This window comes from Variovorax paradoxus, from assembly GCF_009498455.1.
GTDB classification, from domain to species: Bacteria; Pseudomonadota; Gammaproteobacteria; order Burkholderiales; family Burkholderiaceae_C; genus Variovorax; species Variovorax paradoxus_H.
In genome coordinates this window covers 1,052,883-1,068,353 of record NZ_CP045644.1, presented here as the reverse complement: position 1 = coordinate 1,068,353, position 15,471 = coordinate 1,052,883, and the positions used below count along the sequence as shown (strand labels likewise).

Annotated in this window: 12 protein-coding genes; 6 read left to right on the top strand and 6 right to left on the bottom strand. The window is 67.9% G+C overall.

Translation table 11 applies throughout. The features are described 5' to 3' along the window. Positions 1-12: 12 nt before the first annotated feature. The 6 genes from holA (at position 13) to gshB (ending at position 8,252) form a co-directional block, all read left to right on the top strand. Positions 13-1,083 (top strand): DNA polymerase III subunit delta, encoded by a 1,071-nt coding sequence (gene holA, locus GFK26_RS04810; protein WP_101488324.1) that lies wholly within the window; start codon positions 13-15, stop codon positions 1,081-1,083. 75 nt (positions 1,084-1,158) lie between these two features. After that, positions 1,159-2,451 (top strand): glutamate-5-semialdehyde dehydrogenase, encoded by a 1,293-nt coding sequence (locus GFK26_RS04805; protein WP_153281009.1) that lies wholly within the window; start codon positions 1,159-1,161, stop codon positions 2,449-2,451. Positions 2,452-2,630: 179 nt separating this feature from the next. Beyond that, complete coding sequence (gene gshA / locus GFK26_RS04800; RefSeq protein WP_153281008.1) at positions 2,631-3,947, top strand: glutamate--cysteine ligase; 1,317 nt, start codon at positions 2,631-2,633, stop codon at positions 3,945-3,947. A gap of 155 nt (positions 3,948-4,102) precedes the next feature. After that, a complete protein-coding gene (locus GFK26_RS04795) occupies positions 4,103-5,971 on the top strand; it encodes a potassium transporter Kup (RefSeq protein WP_153281007.1) in 1,869 nt (622 codons plus the stop codon). A gap of 41 nt (positions 5,972-6,012) precedes the next feature. Then, positions 6,013-7,299 carry a benzoate/H(+) symporter BenE family transporter gene (locus GFK26_RS04790; RefSeq protein WP_153281006.1) on the top strand — a complete coding sequence of 429 codons (1,287 nt, stop codon included), beginning with the start codon at positions 6,013-6,015 and terminating at the stop codon, positions 7,297-7,299. After that, a complete protein-coding gene (gshB, locus tag GFK26_RS04785) occupies positions 7,299-8,252 on the top strand; it encodes a glutathione synthase (RefSeq protein ID WP_153281005.1) in 954 nt (317 codons plus the stop codon). Before GFK26_RS04790 ends, gshB begins: the two co-directional genes overlap by 1 nt. Here gshB and GFK26_RS04780 read toward each other — a convergent pair. The 6 genes from GFK26_RS04780 to GFK26_RS04755 all read right to left on the bottom strand — a co-directional run bounded on the left by GFK26_RS04780 (position 8,215) and on the right by GFK26_RS04755 (position 15,452). After that, positions 8,215-9,516: a PepSY-associated TM helix domain-containing protein gene (locus GFK26_RS04780; protein ID WP_153281004.1), complete on the bottom strand. Its 1,302-nt coding sequence runs from the start codon at positions 9,514-9,516 to the stop codon at positions 8,215-8,217. The genes gshB and GFK26_RS04780 overlap by 38 nt on opposite strands. 4 nt (positions 9,517-9,520) lie before the next feature. Next, positions 9,521-11,734, bottom strand: coding sequence for a TonB-dependent receptor (locus GFK26_RS04775; RefSeq protein ID WP_153281003.1), 2,214 nt, complete (start codon positions 11,732-11,734; stop codon positions 9,521-9,523). Between the two features lie 115 nt (positions 11,735-11,849). Continuing rightward, positions 11,850-12,617 carry a class II glutamine amidotransferase gene (locus GFK26_RS04770; RefSeq protein ID WP_153281002.1) on the bottom strand — a complete coding sequence of 256 codons (768 nt, stop codon included), beginning with the start codon at positions 12,615-12,617 and terminating at the stop codon, positions 11,850-11,852. Between the two features lie 20 nt (positions 12,618-12,637). Beyond that, entirely contained in the window at positions 12,638-13,270 is a 633-nt protein-coding gene (locus GFK26_RS04765) for a CHAP domain-containing protein (RefSeq protein ID WP_153281001.1), read from the bottom strand. 70 nt (positions 13,271-13,340) lie between these two features. Next, positions 13,341-14,462: a class II histone deacetylase gene (locus GFK26_RS04760; protein WP_153281000.1), complete on the bottom strand. Its 1,122-nt coding sequence runs from the start codon at positions 14,460-14,462 to the stop codon at positions 13,341-13,343. Positions 14,463-14,468: 6 nt separating this feature from the next. Beyond that, entirely contained in the window at positions 14,469-15,452 is a 984-nt protein-coding gene (locus tag GFK26_RS04755) for a Bug family tripartite tricarboxylate transporter substrate binding protein (RefSeq protein ID WP_153280999.1), read from the bottom strand. Positions 15,453-15,471 lie beyond the last annotated feature (19 nt).

The window sequence follows — 15,471 nt, the reverse complement described above, 5'->3', positions numbered from 1 at the left end:
TCCGTTCTTTCAATGCAACTTGCCAGTGCCCAGCTCGGCGCCCACCTGCAAAAGGGCCTGAAGCCGCTTTACACGATCCACGGCGATGAGCCGTTGCTCGCGCAGGAGGCGGCCGACGCCATCCGCGCCGCCGCGCGCGCCCAGGGCCACACCGAGCGCAGCTCGTACACCGTGGCTGGCGCGCACTTCGATTGGAGCGCGGTGCTCGCGGCCGGAGGCTCGCTCTCGCTGTTCGCCGACAAGCAGATCGTCGAGATCCGCATTCCGTCGGGCAAGCCCGGCAAGGACGGCAGCGTCGCGCTGCAGCAGCTGGCCGAGGCCGCGCCCGGCAACGACAGCACGCTCACGCTGGTGATGCTGCCGCGCCTGGACAAGGCCACGCGCACCGGTGCGTGGTTCTCGGCGCTCGAGAACAACGGCGTGAGCCTCCAGGTCGACCCGATCGAGCGCGCCGCGCTGCCGCAATGGATCGCCCAGCGCCTCGGGCTGCAGAACCAGCGCGTGATGCCCGGCGACGAAGGGCAGCGCACGCTGCAGTTCTTTGCCGACCGCGTCGAAGGCAACCTGCTCGCCGCGCACCAGGAAATCCAGAAACTTGCACTGCTGCACCCGGCCGGCGAGCTGAGCTGGGAGCAGGTCGAGGGCGCCGTCAACAACGTGGCGCGCTACGACGTGTTCAAGCTCTCCGAGGCCGTGCTGGCCGGCAACCCGCAGCGCGTGGCGCGCATGCTCGACGGCCTGCAGGCCGAGGGCGAAGCCGAGGTGCTGGTGCACTACACGATCGCCGAGGACATCCGCGCCCTCAAGCGCGTGAAGGACGCCATGGCCGCCGGCCGCCCGCTGCCGATGGCGCTGCGCGAGAACCGCATCTGGGGCCCGCGCGAGCGCGCCTTCGAACGCGTGCTGCCGCGCCTGGACGACCGCATGCTGACCCGCCTGCTGCGCGCGGCCCACCTGGTCGACGGCATCTGCAAGGGCCTGAAGCAGCCCGACTGGCCCGCCAGCGGCTGGCAGGCGCTGCAGCGGCTGGCGCTGATGCTGTGCCGCGCCTGCAGCACGGCCTCGGCGCCACGCCGCGCCTGACGTCCGCTTGCCGTCTGTAGACGGCAAAAGGCCCGCGTCAGCCGGACCGAAGGTCCGCGTGGGAAAATGCCGGCTATGAACGCGTTCAACGTCAGCGAGCACATGCAGACCCTCGGTCTGCAAGCCAAAGCCGCTGCATTCCTCATGGCCCGTGCGGATGCAGCTACCAAAAACAGAGCACTGAAGGCGCTGGCCCGGCGCCTGCGCGAAGTCGGCCCCGAGCTGGCTGCTGCCAACCAGAAGGACCTGGAGCGCGCCACGGCCGCCGGCCTGTCGGCCCCGATGGTCGACCGGCTCAAGCTCACGCCCAAGGTCCTCGAAACCGTGGCCGAAGGCTGCGAGCAGCTGGCCGGCATGGCCGACGTGATCGGCGAAATCATCGGCATGAAGCAGCAGCCCAGCGGCATCCGCGTGGGCCAGATGCGCGTGCCGATCGGCGTCTTCGGCATGATCTACGAGAGCCGCCCCAACGTGACCATCGAGGCCGCGAGCCTCGCGATCAAGAGCGGCAATGCCGCCATCCTGCGCGGCGGCTCGGAAGCCATCGAGTCGAACAAGGCGCTGGCGCTGCTGGTGTCCGAGGCGCTGGCCGAAGCCGGCCTGCCGGTCGAGGCGGTGCAGCTGGTGCAGACCACCGACCGCGAAGCCGTGGGCCAGCTCATCGCCATGCCCGAATTCGTCGACGTGATCATTCCGCGCGGCGGCAAGGGCCTCATCGAGCGCATCAGCCGCGACGCCAAGGTGCCCGTCATCAAGCACCTGGACGGCAACTGCCACGTGTACGTGGACGACACGGCCGAGTTCGACATGGCGCTGCGCATCGTCGACAACGCCAAGACCCAGAAGTACAGCCCCTGCAACGCCGCCGAAGGCCTGCTGGTGTCGGCCTCGGTGGCCGACCACTTCCTGCCCGAGATCGCCGCCGTCTTCGCCGCCAAGGGCGTCGAAATGCGCTGCGACCCGGCCGCTGCCGCCATCCTGCGCGCCAGCGAGGCGCACCATCCGCAGGCCAAGGTGCTTGATGCGGTCGAGTCCGACTGGTCCGAGGAATACCTGGCCGCCGTCATCAGCATCAAGGTGGTGGCGGGCGTCGATGAGGCCATTGCGCACATCAACCGCTACTCGAGCCACCACACCGACGCCATCGTCACGCGCGACCACATCAATGCCCAGCGCTTCCTGCGCGAGGTCGATTCGGCCAGCGTGATGGTGAATGCGAGCACGCGCTTCGCAGACGGTTTCGAGTACGGGCTGGGCGCCGAAATCGGCATCAGCACCGACAAGTTCCATGCGCGCGGCCCGGTCGGCATCGAAGGCCTGACCTCGCTCAAGTACGTGGTGCTGGGGCAGGGCGAAGTCCGCAGCTAGTCGGGGTCCGAAGGGCCGGGGCCATCGGGCCGGCGGCGCGGCCCGTGCCGCGGTGTTCTTGCAACGTGTGTTGTGGATTGGGGTGCTTTGTTCTCTTTGGCTGCTTGTCATCGGGGCGGCCATCCCCAAATCCTACAATTCCACTCCACCTTTAAGCACAAAACCAACAAGGCCGCTGCATGGTTCCGCATCTCGTCACTGCCCTGACCGGCCCGATCAACGAACTGGAGCAGCGGGTGCTCGACTCGACGCCCGCCATCGAGCGCTGGTTCCGCCTCGAGTGGATGGAGCACACGCCGCCGTTCTACAGCGCCGTCGACATCCGAAACGCGGGCTTCAAGCTCGCCCCGGTCGACACCAACCTGTTCCCCGGCGGCTGGAACAACCTCACCAAGGAAATGCTGCCGCTGGCGGTGCAGGCTGCGCAGGCGGCCATCGAGAAGATCTGTCCGGAGGCGCGCAACCTGCTCGTCATTCCTGAAAATCACTCGAAAAACACCTTTTATCTCGCCAACATCGCGCAACTGGTGCGCATCTTCCACATGGCGGGCCTCAATGTGCGCATCGGCTCCGTCGATCCGGCCATCAAGTCGCCCAAGAAGATCGAGTTGCCCAACGGCGAGACCGTGACGCTCGAACCGGTGGTGCGTTCCAAGCGCCGCCTGGGCCTGAAGAACTTCGATCCCTGCACAATTCTTCTGAACAACGAGCTTTCTGCAGGAACGCCGGGCATCCTCGAAGACCTGCACGAGCAATACCTGCTGCCGCCGCTGCACGCGGGCTGGTCGGTGCGCCGCAAGAGCAACCATTTGCACAGCTATGAAGAGCTGTGCAAGCGCTTCGGCAAGCTGCTGGGCATCGATCCGTGGCTCATCAACCCGATCTACGCGCGCGCCGAAGGCGTCGACGTGGCCGAGGGCCGCGGCATCGACGTGCTCACCAGCCATGTCGACGCGGTGCTCACCAAGGTGCGCCGCAAGTACAAGGAATACGGCATCAACGAGAAGCCGTTCGTGGTCGTCAAGGGCGGCCACAGCGGCAGCGGGAGCCCCGGCGTCGTGACCGTGCGCGACGCGAAAGAGGTCGAGGCGCTCATTGGCAAGTCGCGCACCGCCACCTCGTCGCCCGCCAAGACCAGCGCCGGGCGCGACCTGCGCGAGCCCACCGAGCTGATCGTGCAGGAAGGCGTGCTCACCAACGAGCGCGTGCACAACGGCGTGGCCGAGCCGGTGGTCTACATGATGGACCGCTACGTGGTGGGCGGCTTCTACCGCGTGCACGCCGAGCGCGCCGCCGACGAGAACCTCAAGCAGCCGGGCGCCAGCTACGTGCCGCTGGCTTTCTCGGAAAGCGCGCAGCTGCCGCAACCGGGCGCCAAGCCCGGCGCCAGCGCCCCCAATCGTTTTTACATGTATGGCGTGGTGGGCCGTCTGGCCATGGTCGCGGCCAGCTACGAGATGGAAGCGACCGATCCGGACGCCGAAATCTACGAATGAGCGGCGAAGGCGGGTTGCGGCGCGGGCGGGCAGCGGCAAAATAGCAGCCCCACAGCAAAGGAACCCAAAGGGCGGAGGGATGCGCGGCGCGGCCGCGGCATCCCGGCGTGACTGACGCGTCGATCACTGCGAGCCGCCCTTTTCCCATCGACCTCGTGTCAGCCCCCAAAAACATCTCTGCCGGCCTCATCGTCGGCGCCATCGGCGTCGTCTACGGCGACATCGGCACCAGCGTTCTCTATGCGGTCAAGGAAGTCTTCGGTCACGGCCATGTGCCGTTCACCGTCGAGAACGTCTACGGCATCCTGTCGATGTTCTTCTGGACCCTCACGGTCATCGTGTCGATCAAGTACGTCGTGCTCGTGCTGCGCGCCGACAACGAAGGCGAGGGCGGCCTGGTCGCGATGCTCGCGCTGGCCTCCCAGGCCGTGACCGACAAGCCGAGGCTGCGCCAGCTGCTGCTGATCGTCGGCATCTTTGGCACTTCGCTCTTCTACGGCGACGGCGTGATCACGCCGGCCATCTCGGTGCTGTCGGCGGTCGAGGGCCTGGAGGTGGTGTCGCCGCACTTCAAGCACTACGTGATCCCGATCACGCTGGTCGTGCTGTTCTGCCTGTTCGCGGTGCAAAAGCGCGGCACGGCGGGCATCGGCAAGTTCTTCGGCCCGATCACGCTGGCCTGGTTCGCGGCCATCGCCGTGCTGGGCGTGTGGCAGATCGCGCACCACCCCGAGATCATCAAGGCGCTGAACCCCTGGTTCGCGCTGAAGTTCATCTGGGACAACCCCGGCACCAGCTTCATCCTGCTGGGCGCCATGGTGCTGTGCGTGACCGGCGCCGAAGCGCTGTACGCCGACCTGGGCCACTTCGGCAAGAAGCCGATCCGCATCGCGTGGTTCTCGGTCGTCATGCCGGCGCTTACGCTCAACTACCTGGGCCAGGGTGCGCTGCTGCTGGAGAACCCCGAGGCCGTGAAGAACCCGTTCTTCATGATGGCGCCTGAATGGGCGCTCATTCCGCTGGTGCTGCTGGCCACGCTGTCCACGGTGATCGCCTCGCAGGCGCTCATCACCGGCGCCTTCAGCGTCACGCGCCAGGTGATCCAGCTGGGCTACCTGCCGCGCCTGAACATCGAGCACACCAGCGTGCGCACGGCGGGGCAAATCTACATTCCGCTGGTCAACTGGGGCCTGTTCGTGGCCATCGTGCTGGCGGTCGTGATGTTCCGCACCTCGAGCAGCCTGGCCGCGGCCTACGGCATCGCGGTGACCACCGACATGCTGATCACCACGATCCTCACCTTCTTCGTGATCCGCTATGCGTGGAAGCTGCCGCTGGCGCTGTGCATCGGCGCGACCGCGATCTTCTTCGTCGTCGACTTCCTGTTCTTTGCCTCGAACCTGCTCAAGCTGTTCGAAGGCGGCTGGTTCCCGCTGCTGATCGGTGGTGCGGTGTTCACGCTGATGATCACCTGGAAGGAAGGCCGACGCCTCATGGGCGAGGCGCAGCACGCCGACGCGATCGACCTGAAGTCGTTCCTCGGCTCGGTGTTCATGAGCCCGCCCGCGCGCGTCGACGGCACGGCCGTGTTCCTCACGGCCGAACCGGGCGTGGTGCCCAACGCACTGCTGCACAACCTCAAGCACAACAAGGTGCTGCACGAGCAGAACATGTTCGTCACCGTGCGCAACCACGAGGTGCCCTGGATTCCGATGGACAAGCGTATCGAGATCGATGCACTGGGCAACCACTGCTGGCAGGTCATCGTGCATTACGGCTTCAAGAACGACATCGACCTGCCGCGCGCGCTCGACAACGCGCGCATGCGCGGCTGCCAGCTCGAGCCGATGACGACCAGCTACTTCCTCTCGCGCGACGTCGTGATCCCCACGCTCGGTAGCGGCATGGCGCCGTGGCGCGAGAAGCTGTTCGCGCAGATGCACCACAACGCGAGCGGTGCGGCGGCCTTCCTCGGCCTGCCGAACAACGCGGTCGTCGAACTCGGCTCCAAGATCGAAATCTGAGGCCCGCGGCGCCAGGCCGCGCGCCCCGGCAAAATCGCGCCATGCGATTCTTCAAGGACCTGAGCCTTTCGGCCTTCACCGCGGGCTTCGTCGCCGTGCTTGTGGGTTTCACGAGTTCGGTGGCCATCGTGTTCCAGGCCGCCCAGGCCTTCGGGGCCACGCCGGAGATGACGGCCTCGTGGATGTGGGCGCTGGGCATCGGCATGGGGCTCGCTTCGGCGCTGCCTTCGCTGTGGTGGCGCAAGCCCGTCATGATTGCCTGGAGCACCCCCGGAGCGGCCGTGCTGGCCGTCGCCGGCGCGGGCTACGGCATGGGCGAGGCGGTGGGCGCCTTCATCGTCAGCGCGGTGCTGATCGTGCTCGCGGGCGCCACCGGCTGGTTCGAACGCGTGATGAACAAGATCCCGATGGCCATCGCCTCGGCGCTGCTGGCCGGCGTGCTCGCGCGCTTCGGCATGTCGGCTTTCACGGCGGCACAGACCGCGCTGCCGCTGGTGCTGCTGATGCTCGCCACCTACCTTGTCGGCAAGCGCCTGCTGCCGCGCTACGCGGTGCCGCTCACGCTCCTGGTGGCCATCGCCTTCACGGCCGCGCGCGGCGAGCTGGCATGGTCGGCTGTGCAGTTCTCGCTCACCTGGCCGGTGTTCACGGCGCCGGTCTTCACCTGGCAGGCCATCGTGAGCCTGGCGCTGCCGCTGTTCGTCGTGACCATGGCCTCGCAGAACCTGCCCGGCGTGGCGGCGATCCGCGCCAGCGGCTTCAGCGATCTGCCGGTCAGCAAGCTCATCACGATCAGCGGCCTCGCGACGCTGGTGCTCGCGCCCTTCGGTGCCTTTGCGCTCAACCTCAGCGCGATCACGGCCGCCATGTGCATGGGCCGCGAGGCGCACGAAGACCCGGCGCGGCGCTACACGGCGGCCGTGAGCTGCGGTGCCCTCTACGTGGTGATCGGCCTGTTCGGTGCGGCCGTCACGGGCCTGCTGACGGCCTTTCCGAAAGAGTTGGTCGCGGCCATCGCCGGGCTGGCGCTGCTGGGCACCATCGGCGGCGGGCTGGCGGCGGCGGTGCGCGACGAGGCGCACCGCGAGGCCGCGCTCATCACCTTCCTGGTCACGCTCTCGGGCGTGACGCTGGCCGGCATCGGCTCCGCCTTCTGGGGCGTGGTGGCCGGCGCGGTGGCGCTGGCGGTGCAGCAGGTCGGCCGCGCACGCCGCGCACAGGTGCCCGTTGAAAAGGCCCCGGCCGACAAGGACATCGCCGCTTCCGGCAACATGCCGCCAGAAACCCCCTCCACAGCCGCCGTTCCCGGCGCCGGAAAGAACGCCTGATGAAAAACATCCTCTTCGTCGCCGATCCGCTCGATCAGTTCAAGATCTACAAGGACACGACCTTCTCGATGATGCGCGAGGCCCAGCGCCGCGGCCACCGCATCGCGGCCTGCCTGCCGCAGGACATCCAGTGGACCTCGGGCGGCCTCGTCTCGGCCGTGGTGCAGCAGATCACGCTCACGGGCGATGCGAAAGACTGGTACCACGTCGACATCATCGAGTCGAAGGCACTGAAAGACTTCGACGCCGTGCTCATGCGCAAGGACCCGCCCTTCGACGCCGAATACATCTATTCGACGCACCTGCTGCAGCAGGCCGAGCGCGAAGGCGCGCAGGTGGTCAACTCGCCGCGTGCGCTGCGCGACCATCCCGAGAAGCTCGCGATCATGGAGTTTCCGCAGTTCGTCACGCCCACGCTGGTCACGCGCAGCGCGCAGGCCGTGCGCGACTTCCATGCGGAGCACGGCGACATCATCCTGAAGCCGCTGGACGGCATGGGCGGCATGGGCATCTTCCGCGTGAAACAAGACGCGCTGAACCTCGGCTCCATCGTCGAGACGCTCAACAAGGACGGCGCCGAAACCATCATGGTGCAGCGCTTCGTGCCCGAGGTGACGCAGGGCGACAAGCGCATCCTGATCATCGCGGGCGAGCCGGCGCCCTTCGTGCTGGCGCGCATTCCGCAGGGCACCGAGGTGCGCGGCAACCTGGCAGCCGGCGGCAAGGGCGTGGCCCAGCCGCTCACGGCGCGCAACCGCGAGATCGCCGAAGCGATCGGCAAGGTGCTCGCGCCGCGCGGGCTGCTGCTGATCGGCCTCGACGTGATCGGCGATTCGGTCACCGAGATCAACGTGACCAGCCCGACCTGCTTTCAGGAGATCACCGAGCAGACCGGCTTCGACGTGCCGAAGATGTTCATCGACGCGCTGGAGAAAACGCTGCGTCCTGCCTGAGCCCCGAGGCCGCGGTGCGGGCTTCGCGCTCGCGCCGCGCCTGCAGGCGCCGTGAGCGCAGCTTGCGCGCCCAGATGACGATGCCGGTGATCGACAGCATCGCCACCACCAGCCCCAGCGCCGACATCAGGATGCGTCCCGGCAAACCCAGGATGCGCCCGCCGTGCAGCGGCAATTGCAGCTGCGCGAACACATCGGCCGCCGTGCCGTGCCACGGGCGGTTGCTGCCGATGACGTGGCCGTCGCGCCCGTCCATGTAGAGGTTCGACAGGCCCATGCCGTCGCTGTCGTCGTGCGTGGCGTGGTCGAAGAACGAGACGTTGTAGAAGCCGCCGCGTGCGTTGTAGAACGCGCCGCCCAGCGGCGTCGTCCAGCCGAGGCGCCGCGCTTCGGCATCGGCCTGCGCCACGATGTCGCGGAAGCCGATGGTGGGTTCGATGCGCGTGCCCAGCGGTGCGAGCGGCACCAGCGCCGACGGGCCCGGCGTGGTCTTGGAAACCAGCGAGAGCATCGGGTGGAACACCTCCTTGTAGAGGTTCAGCGAGAACGAGGTGAAGGCCACGACGATGATCAGCCCCCAGATCCACAGCCCGCCCGCGCGGTGCAGGTCGAAGTTGAGCTTGTAGCCGCCGGCCGCCCAGCGCACGGTCCACGAGGGCTTCCAGCGTTGCCACCAGGCACCCGCAGGACGATGCGTCGGATGCACCGTCTTGCGCAGGCGCCGCGGCATCGTGAGGTAGAGCGCGACGAAGCTGTCGAGCAGCCACACCAGCGCCACCGTGCCCATGATCCACCAGCCGATGCGGTCGGTGCCCCACATCGCCGGCACGTGCAGCATGTAGTGCAGCTTGCGCAGGAACGGCATCAGCGTCTCGGGCTTGAGCGAGATCGCCGTGGAGTCGCGGCGGCCGCGCACCTCGGCCGTGACCGGATCGACGAACACCTGGTTGTAGCCCAGCTTGAAGGGCTTGCCGGTGGCCGGGTCGGTGCGCGGCTGCACGAAGTAGCCGGCCGCGTGGCCTTCCTCGAAACCCAGCGGCATGTACGCGACCCTCGCGCGCGGGTCGTGCGCCTCGACCGCGGCGGCGAGGTCGAACGGGTCCTTGAACGGGCCGCGCGCCGTGGTGTCGTAGAGCTTGCGGTTGAGCCATCCGTCGATCTCGTGATCCCACGAGATGACGGCGCCGGTCAGGCCCGAGACGACAAGAAACAGCGCAACCGCCAGGCCCGCCCAGCGGTGGATGGCGGTCGCAACAGCGCGCATCACGTCAGAAGTCGATGGTGCCGCTCACGGAGAAGGTGCGCGGTGCGCCGAGCGTCAGGTAGTTGGAGCCTTGCGTGCCGCCCACCGACGCCCAGTACGACTTGTTGAACAGGTTGTCGATGCGCGCGCGCAGCGTGAGCGCACGGCCGTTGCCCAGGTCGACCAGGTAGCGCGCGCCGATGTCGAAGCGCGTCCAGCCCGGAATCTGCTGCGTGTTGGCGGCGTTGGCGTACTGCTTGGACGTGTACAGCAGGCGCGCATTCAGCGACAGGTTGCGCACGCCCGGCACGTCCCACTCGGCGCCGAGATTGGCCTGCTGCTTGGCCACGCCGATGGCCGTGCGGCCGTCGGTGGCGCCGCCTTGCGTGTTCTTCTGCTTGGCGTCGAGCAGCGTCAGGCCGCCGAGCAGGCGCAGGCCCTTGGCCGGCTGGCCGAACACCGAGAACTCCAGGCCCTGGTTGCGCTGCTTGCCGTACAGGCCGTAGGTCTGGCCCGCGTACTGGTACGTGGGCTGGTCGGTGGTGAAGAACGCAGCGCTCGCGCCCAGCGTGCCGCCGTCGTACTTGACGCCGACTTCCTTCTGCTTGGCCTGGTACGGCGCAAACACCTCGCCGGCATTGGTGACCGGGCGGTTGTTCACCGTGCCGGGCGCCACGTTGCCCTTGACCAGCGCTTCGATGTAGTTGGCGTAGGCCGACACGGTCGGCGTGATCTTGAACACCACGCCGGCCACTGGCGTGGTCTTGCTCTTGTCGTAGGTGCTCGACTGCTTGATCGTGGTGTAGGCGAAGCTGGTCTGCTCGATGGTCTGGCGGCGCACGCCAAGCGTGACCAGCAGGCGGTCGTCCATGAACGACATGGTGTCGGCAATGGCGACGCTCGAGGTGTCGATCTTGTCGGTCAGGCGCGGGTCTTCCAGCGTGTTGCCGGTGAAGTTGTTGGCCACCGGGTAGGGCGACGCGTACGGCGCGTAGATGTTGTTGCGCAGGCTGCCACGCGAGATCGTGTAGGCGTTGTCGCGGTCGTTGCTGTACGTGGCGGCCGAGGCCACCACCGTGTGCTTCACGGGGCCGGTGGCGAAGGTGCCGCGCACGCCGAGTTCGGCGGTGCCGATGCGGTCCTTGCGGGTGTTGCTGAAACGCGTGCCGCTGGTGTTGCCGAACGCGTCGTTCAGGGTCGGATTCGCCAGCACGTTGTCTTCGTCGCTGCGGCGCACGCCGCCGGCGGCCCAGGCCGTGATGTTGTCGGTGATGTCGACTTCGCCGCGGAAGGTGGCGAACTTGTCCTTTTCCTTCGAGTAGGTCCAGGGCTGCGCAAAGTTGGTGCTGGCGTCGGGCGCGCGCGGGATCGGCAGCGCCGACGAAGGCGTGAGGCTCGGCCGCCCGTCCTTCAGGTCGTAGTCCTGGTAGCCGAAGTCGGCCGACAGGCGCACGTTGCGGTTGCGCCAGTCGAGGCCGACGGCGAAGGCGCTCAGTTGCTGGCTTTCCTTGTGCACACCCGTGCCGCCTTCGCGGCGCACGGCATTCACGCGCACGCCCAGGCTGTCGTCGGGGCCGAAGCGGCGCGCCAGGTCGAGGTTCACGTAGCCCTGGCCGCCGGTCTGCACGCCGAACCCGACGCGCGTGAGCGGCTCGTTGGGCGCGCGCTTGGGCAGCAGGTTGATCGCCCCGCCGATGCCGCTGCCGCCGGGCGCGGCGCCGTTCAGGAAGGAGTTGGCGCCGCGGAACACTTCCACGCGCTCGAAGAATTCAGAGGCGATGTACTGGCGCGGCAGCATGCCGTACAGGCCGTTGTAGGCCACGTCGTCCGAGTACACGGGGAAGCCGCGCACCACGTACAGCTCCTGGAAGTTGCCGAAGCCGCGCGCCTGGCGCACCGACGGGTCGTTCAGCAGCACGTCGGCCACGCTCTTGGCCTGCTGGTCCTGGATCAGTTCGTTGGTGTAGTTGGTGCTCGAGAACGGCGTGCTCATCATGTCCTGGTTGCCCAGGATGCCCACGCGCCCGCCGCGCGCCACCTGCCCGCCCGCGAAGGGCTTGGTCAGGCCTTCGGCCGAGGCGTCGGCGCTGGCTTCGACGGTGACGGTGCTCAGCGTGCCGCTGGCAGAGGCTGCAGTTTCGGCGGCCGGCGTTTGCGCCAGGGCCGTGAGCGCGTGAAGGGCCAGCAGCGAGGCGGCCACGGTCGGGCGAAGGAAGAAGTGAGAGGCGGAGGCGGGCATGAAAGAGCGACCGTTTGCAAATGAGAACAGTTATTGTTCATAGTTTGCACTTACTGGTCGATACTTTCTTGCGCTGTTGCAAAAAAGTGTCAGTCAAAAGACTGAGTTTTCCGGCTCAGCGCGGCATCCGTTGGCCGTCCACGAACACATGCAATTCGCCCGAGGTGAAGGGCGTCCAGGTCTCGTTGGTGGTGAGCGGCGCCGTCACCACGACGGCCACGCGGTCGGTGGGCGTGGTGTGCTCGGCGAAGTCGATCTCCAGGTCTTCGTCCGAGAGCTGCGCCGTCACGAAGGGGTGGCGGCGCTCCACGTACCAGAGGTTGGTGGAGGCATGCGCCCACAGCGCCTGCCCGTTCGACAGCATGAAGTTGAAGGTGCCGTGCGCCGCCAGCTGCGGCGCCAGTTCGCGCAGCGTGAGCGTGAGCTCCTCGACGCTGGGCACGCCCGCGTGCGACTTCGCCAGCTCCTGCATGAGCCAGCAGAAGGCGTGCTCGCTGTCGGTGTTGCCCACCGGGTGGAAGTTGCCGTGCAGGCGCGGTCGAAAGTCCTTCAGGTCGCCGTTGTGGGCGAAGACCCAGTAGCGGCCCCACAGCTCGCGCACGAAGGGGTGGCAGTTCTGCAGATTCACTTCGCCCTGCGTCGCCTTGCGGATGTGCGCGATGACGTTGCGGCTTTGAATCGGGTAGCGCCGGATCAGCTCAGCCACCGGCGACTCGCAGGCCGGCTGGTGGTCGACGAAGTGACGCAGCCCGCGGTCCTCGAAGAACGCGATGCCCCAGCCGTCGGCATGGTGGTCGGTGCGGCCACCGCGCTGCGCGAACCCCGTGAAGCTGAAGGTCACGTCGGTCGGCGTGTTGCAGTTCATCCCTAGCAATTGGCACATGGCTGTGATTAGACCGCGATTCAGAGTTTCGGGAACGAGGCGGCTGCGGCGGCGGGCAGCCGCAGCCAGCCCAGCACGCGCCCGGTGCCCAGCTGCGTGCGCCCGTCGCTGGTGGCCAGCGGCACGCGCTCGCGCGAGGTGCCGAAGGGCCCGGGGTTCTGCTGCACGATCTCAACCGCGTCGGCGTCCACGCGCGACACGATCGCCACATGGCCATAGGGATTGAAGAGCCACGGGGCGAACACCACGATGTCGCCCACCGCCGGCCCGCTCGCGCCGCCGTTGCGGTGCTGCACCAGGTTGCGTGCCGTGTTCAACGCGCCGTCGGCCACGGCCGCGTCGAAGAAGGCCTTGGCGTGGCCGCGCGCCTCGGGCATGCGGTGCTGGTGCCGCTCGTAGTAGTAGCGCTTGACGAACTCCACGCACTGCCAGCGCAGGCCGATGTTGTAGCCGTCGGGCGCGAGGCTGCGTCCGTCGACGTGGTTGATGGCGCCGTTGAAGTACACCGGCACGCCTTCGAACCGGTCGATCACCTCGCCGGGCGCATGCGTCGGGTTGACGTTGAAGCGGCTCGCACCCCACAGGCCGAGCAGGGCGACGAGGACAAGCGATGCGAGGACGACGACGGCGCGGCGGGTGATGAAACGGGGCATGAACGGTGAAGCAGAAAGCGCGGCCCCATTCGGGCCGTCGCCAGCGAGCTTAGTCCATGCGCAGGCCCGCTCAGAGCCCGTGCAACGCCGCCATCTCGTCGATCAGTTCACGCTGGAACGCATCGAAGCGCGCCGACGGCTGCTGCAGCCCGAGGAGTTCGCCGAACGGGTCTTCCACCTCGGTGCGGTGACCCGACAGTTCTTCGACCACCGCCAGCCCGCAGAAGGGCACGCAGGCTTCCGCGTACCCGCCTTCGTGCACCACCACCACGCGCCCGTCGCAGTGCTTGGCGGCCAGCGCGTTGACCTGCCGCATCATCTGGCGGAACGACTCGGAGTGCAGCTGCATGCGCGCCAGCGGATCGACGCCGTTGGCGTCCAGCCCGCTCGCCACCACGATCAGTTCGGGCCGGTAGCGGTCGATCACCGGCGTCACGATGCGCTCGAAGGCGTGCATGTAGGCCGCGTGCCCGCCACCGGGCTGCAGCGGGATGTTGACGTTGAAACCCAGCCCCGCGCCCTCACCGCGGTCTTCGGCGCCGCTGTAGCCGGGCGGAAAGCAGTGCTCCTGGTGCAGCGAGAGCGTGAGCACGTCGGGGCGGTCGTAGAAGATCTGCTGCGTGCCGTTGCCGTGGTGCACGTCCCAGTCGATCACGGCCACGCGGCCCACGCCGTGGCGCGCCTTCATGGTCTCGATCGCAACCGCGATGTTGTTGAACAGGCAGAAGCCCATGCTGTGCTCGCGCAGGCAGTGGTGGCCCGGCGGGCGCGTGAGCGCGAAGGCGTTGCGGTGGCGGCCCTGCAGCACGCTGTCCATGGCGGCAATGGCCAGGCCGGTCGAGAGCTTCGCGATCTCGTAGCTGCCCGGGCCGAAGGGCGCGAACTCGCCGAGGTCGCCGCCGCCGGCGTCGCTCGCGGCCTTGAACTGCTGCAGGTAGCTGGTGGGATGCACGCGCTGCAGGTCTTCTTCGCTGGCCATCGGCGCGCTCGACACATCGAGTTGCGCGGTGAGGCCCGACACGTCCATCAGCGACTTGATGCGGCGCTTGGAGTCGGGCGACTCGGCCATGCCGCTGCCGGCCATGGGCTGCACCCAGCCGCCCACCGGCAGGAACAGGGCATGCAGCCCGCCGGGCACGTGCCAGAAGGTGCGCTCGTCGTGGAAGAAGGCGGTGGTCTTCGTGTCTTTCATCTCTCTTTACTCCGGACGAAGTTGGACGGACTTGGCGATGGCGCGGTAGCGCTCCATGTCGGCCTGGTAGTCGCGGCGCAGCTCGGCCAGCGACTGTTCGGGCGCCACCTTGGCGCCGCCGAGTTCGAGCGCGCGGCGCAGCTCGGGCTTGCGCATCATCTGGTTGAAGGCCGCGTGCAGCCGCTGCTGCGCTTCCTCGGGCACGCGGTGCGACACCTGGATGCCCGCCCACAGGCTGTAGACGAAGTCGTCCAGGCCCTTGCTGTTGCGGATCGGCGCAAGCGCCGTGAAGCGCTCGTGCGGTGCCGAGGTCGCGATGCCCAGCGCCTTGATCTTGCCGGCGTCCAGCAGGTCGGGCACGTTGCCGGCCAGCGGCGCAAACACCAGGTCGATCTGCCCGCCCAGCAGGTCGTTCACCAGCGGCGCGAAGCCCTTGTAGGGCACGTGCAGCATCTTCGTGCCCGTCTGCTGCATGAAGCGCTCGCCCAGCAGGTGGTACAGCGAGCCCGGGCCGATGCTGCCGTAGCTCAGCTCCTTGGTGCCCGGCCGACGCAAGAGCGCGATGAGTTCGTCGACGTTGCCCGCGCCCAGGTCCTTGCGCGCCAGCAGCACCATCGAGGTGACGGCCATCACGCCGATGGGCCGGAAGTCTTCGGCCTTGTAGCGCGCGCTGCTGAGCGTGAGCGGCGTGAGCATCAGTTCCATCGGCGACCCCAGCAGCAGCGCCGAGCCGTCGGCCGGTGCGTTGGCCGCCTTCATCACGCCGAGCGAGCCGCTGGCGCCGGGCACGTTGTCGACGATGGCCGGCTGGCCCAGCAGCCGCGACAGCTCGGGCGCGGCCAGGCGCGCATTGATGTCGGAGCCGCCGCCCGCGGGGTAGGGCACGATGAGGTTCAGGGTCTTGCCCGCGAGGCCCTGGGCAAAGGCGGGCAGGGCGATGGGGAACAGGCCGGCGGCCAGGCCGGCAGCCATCAACGAACGTCTGCGCATGGGTTCTCTCCTCGGGTTG

Bases quoted from the DNA above. Each gene is read 5' to 3' on its own strand.
- holA (WP_101488324.1), top strand. From the start codon at position 13: ATGCAACTTGCCAGTGCCCAGCTCGGCGCCCACCTGCAAAAGGGCCTG.
- GFK26_RS04805 (WP_153281009.1), top strand. From the start codon at position 1,159: ATGAACGCGTTCAACGTCAGCGAGCACATGCAGACCCTCGGTCTGCAA.
- gshA (WP_153281008.1), top strand. From the start codon at position 2,631: ATGGTTCCGCATCTCGTCACTGCCCTGACCGGCCCGATCAACGAACTG.
- GFK26_RS04790 (WP_153281006.1), top strand. From the start codon at position 6,013: ATGCGATTCTTCAAGGACCTGAGCCTTTCGGCCTTCACCGCGGGCTTC.
- gshB (WP_153281005.1), top strand. From the start codon at position 7,299: ATGAAAAACATCCTCTTCGTCGCCGATCCGCTCGATCAGTTCAAGATC.
- GFK26_RS04780 (WP_153281004.1), bottom strand. From the start codon at position 9,516: ATGCGCGCTGTTGCGACCGCCATCCACCGCTGGGCGGGCCTGGCGGTT.
- GFK26_RS04775 (WP_153281003.1), bottom strand. From the start codon at position 11,734: ATGCCCGCCTCCGCCTCTCACTTCTTCCTTCGCCCGACCGTGGCCGCC.
- GFK26_RS04770 (WP_153281002.1), bottom strand. From the start codon at position 12,617: ATGTGCCAATTGCTAGGGATGAACTGCAACACGCCGACCGACGTGACC.
- GFK26_RS04765 (WP_153281001.1), bottom strand. From the start codon at position 13,270: ATGCCCCGTTTCATCACCCGCCGCGCCGTCGTCGTCCTCGCATCGCTT.
- GFK26_RS04760 (WP_153281000.1), bottom strand. From the start codon at position 14,462: ATGAAAGACACGAAGACCACCGCCTTCTTCCACGACGAGCGCACCTTC.
- GFK26_RS04755 (WP_153280999.1), bottom strand. From the start codon at position 15,452: ATGCGCAGACGTTCGTTGATGGCTGCCGGCCTGGCCGCCGGCCTGTTC.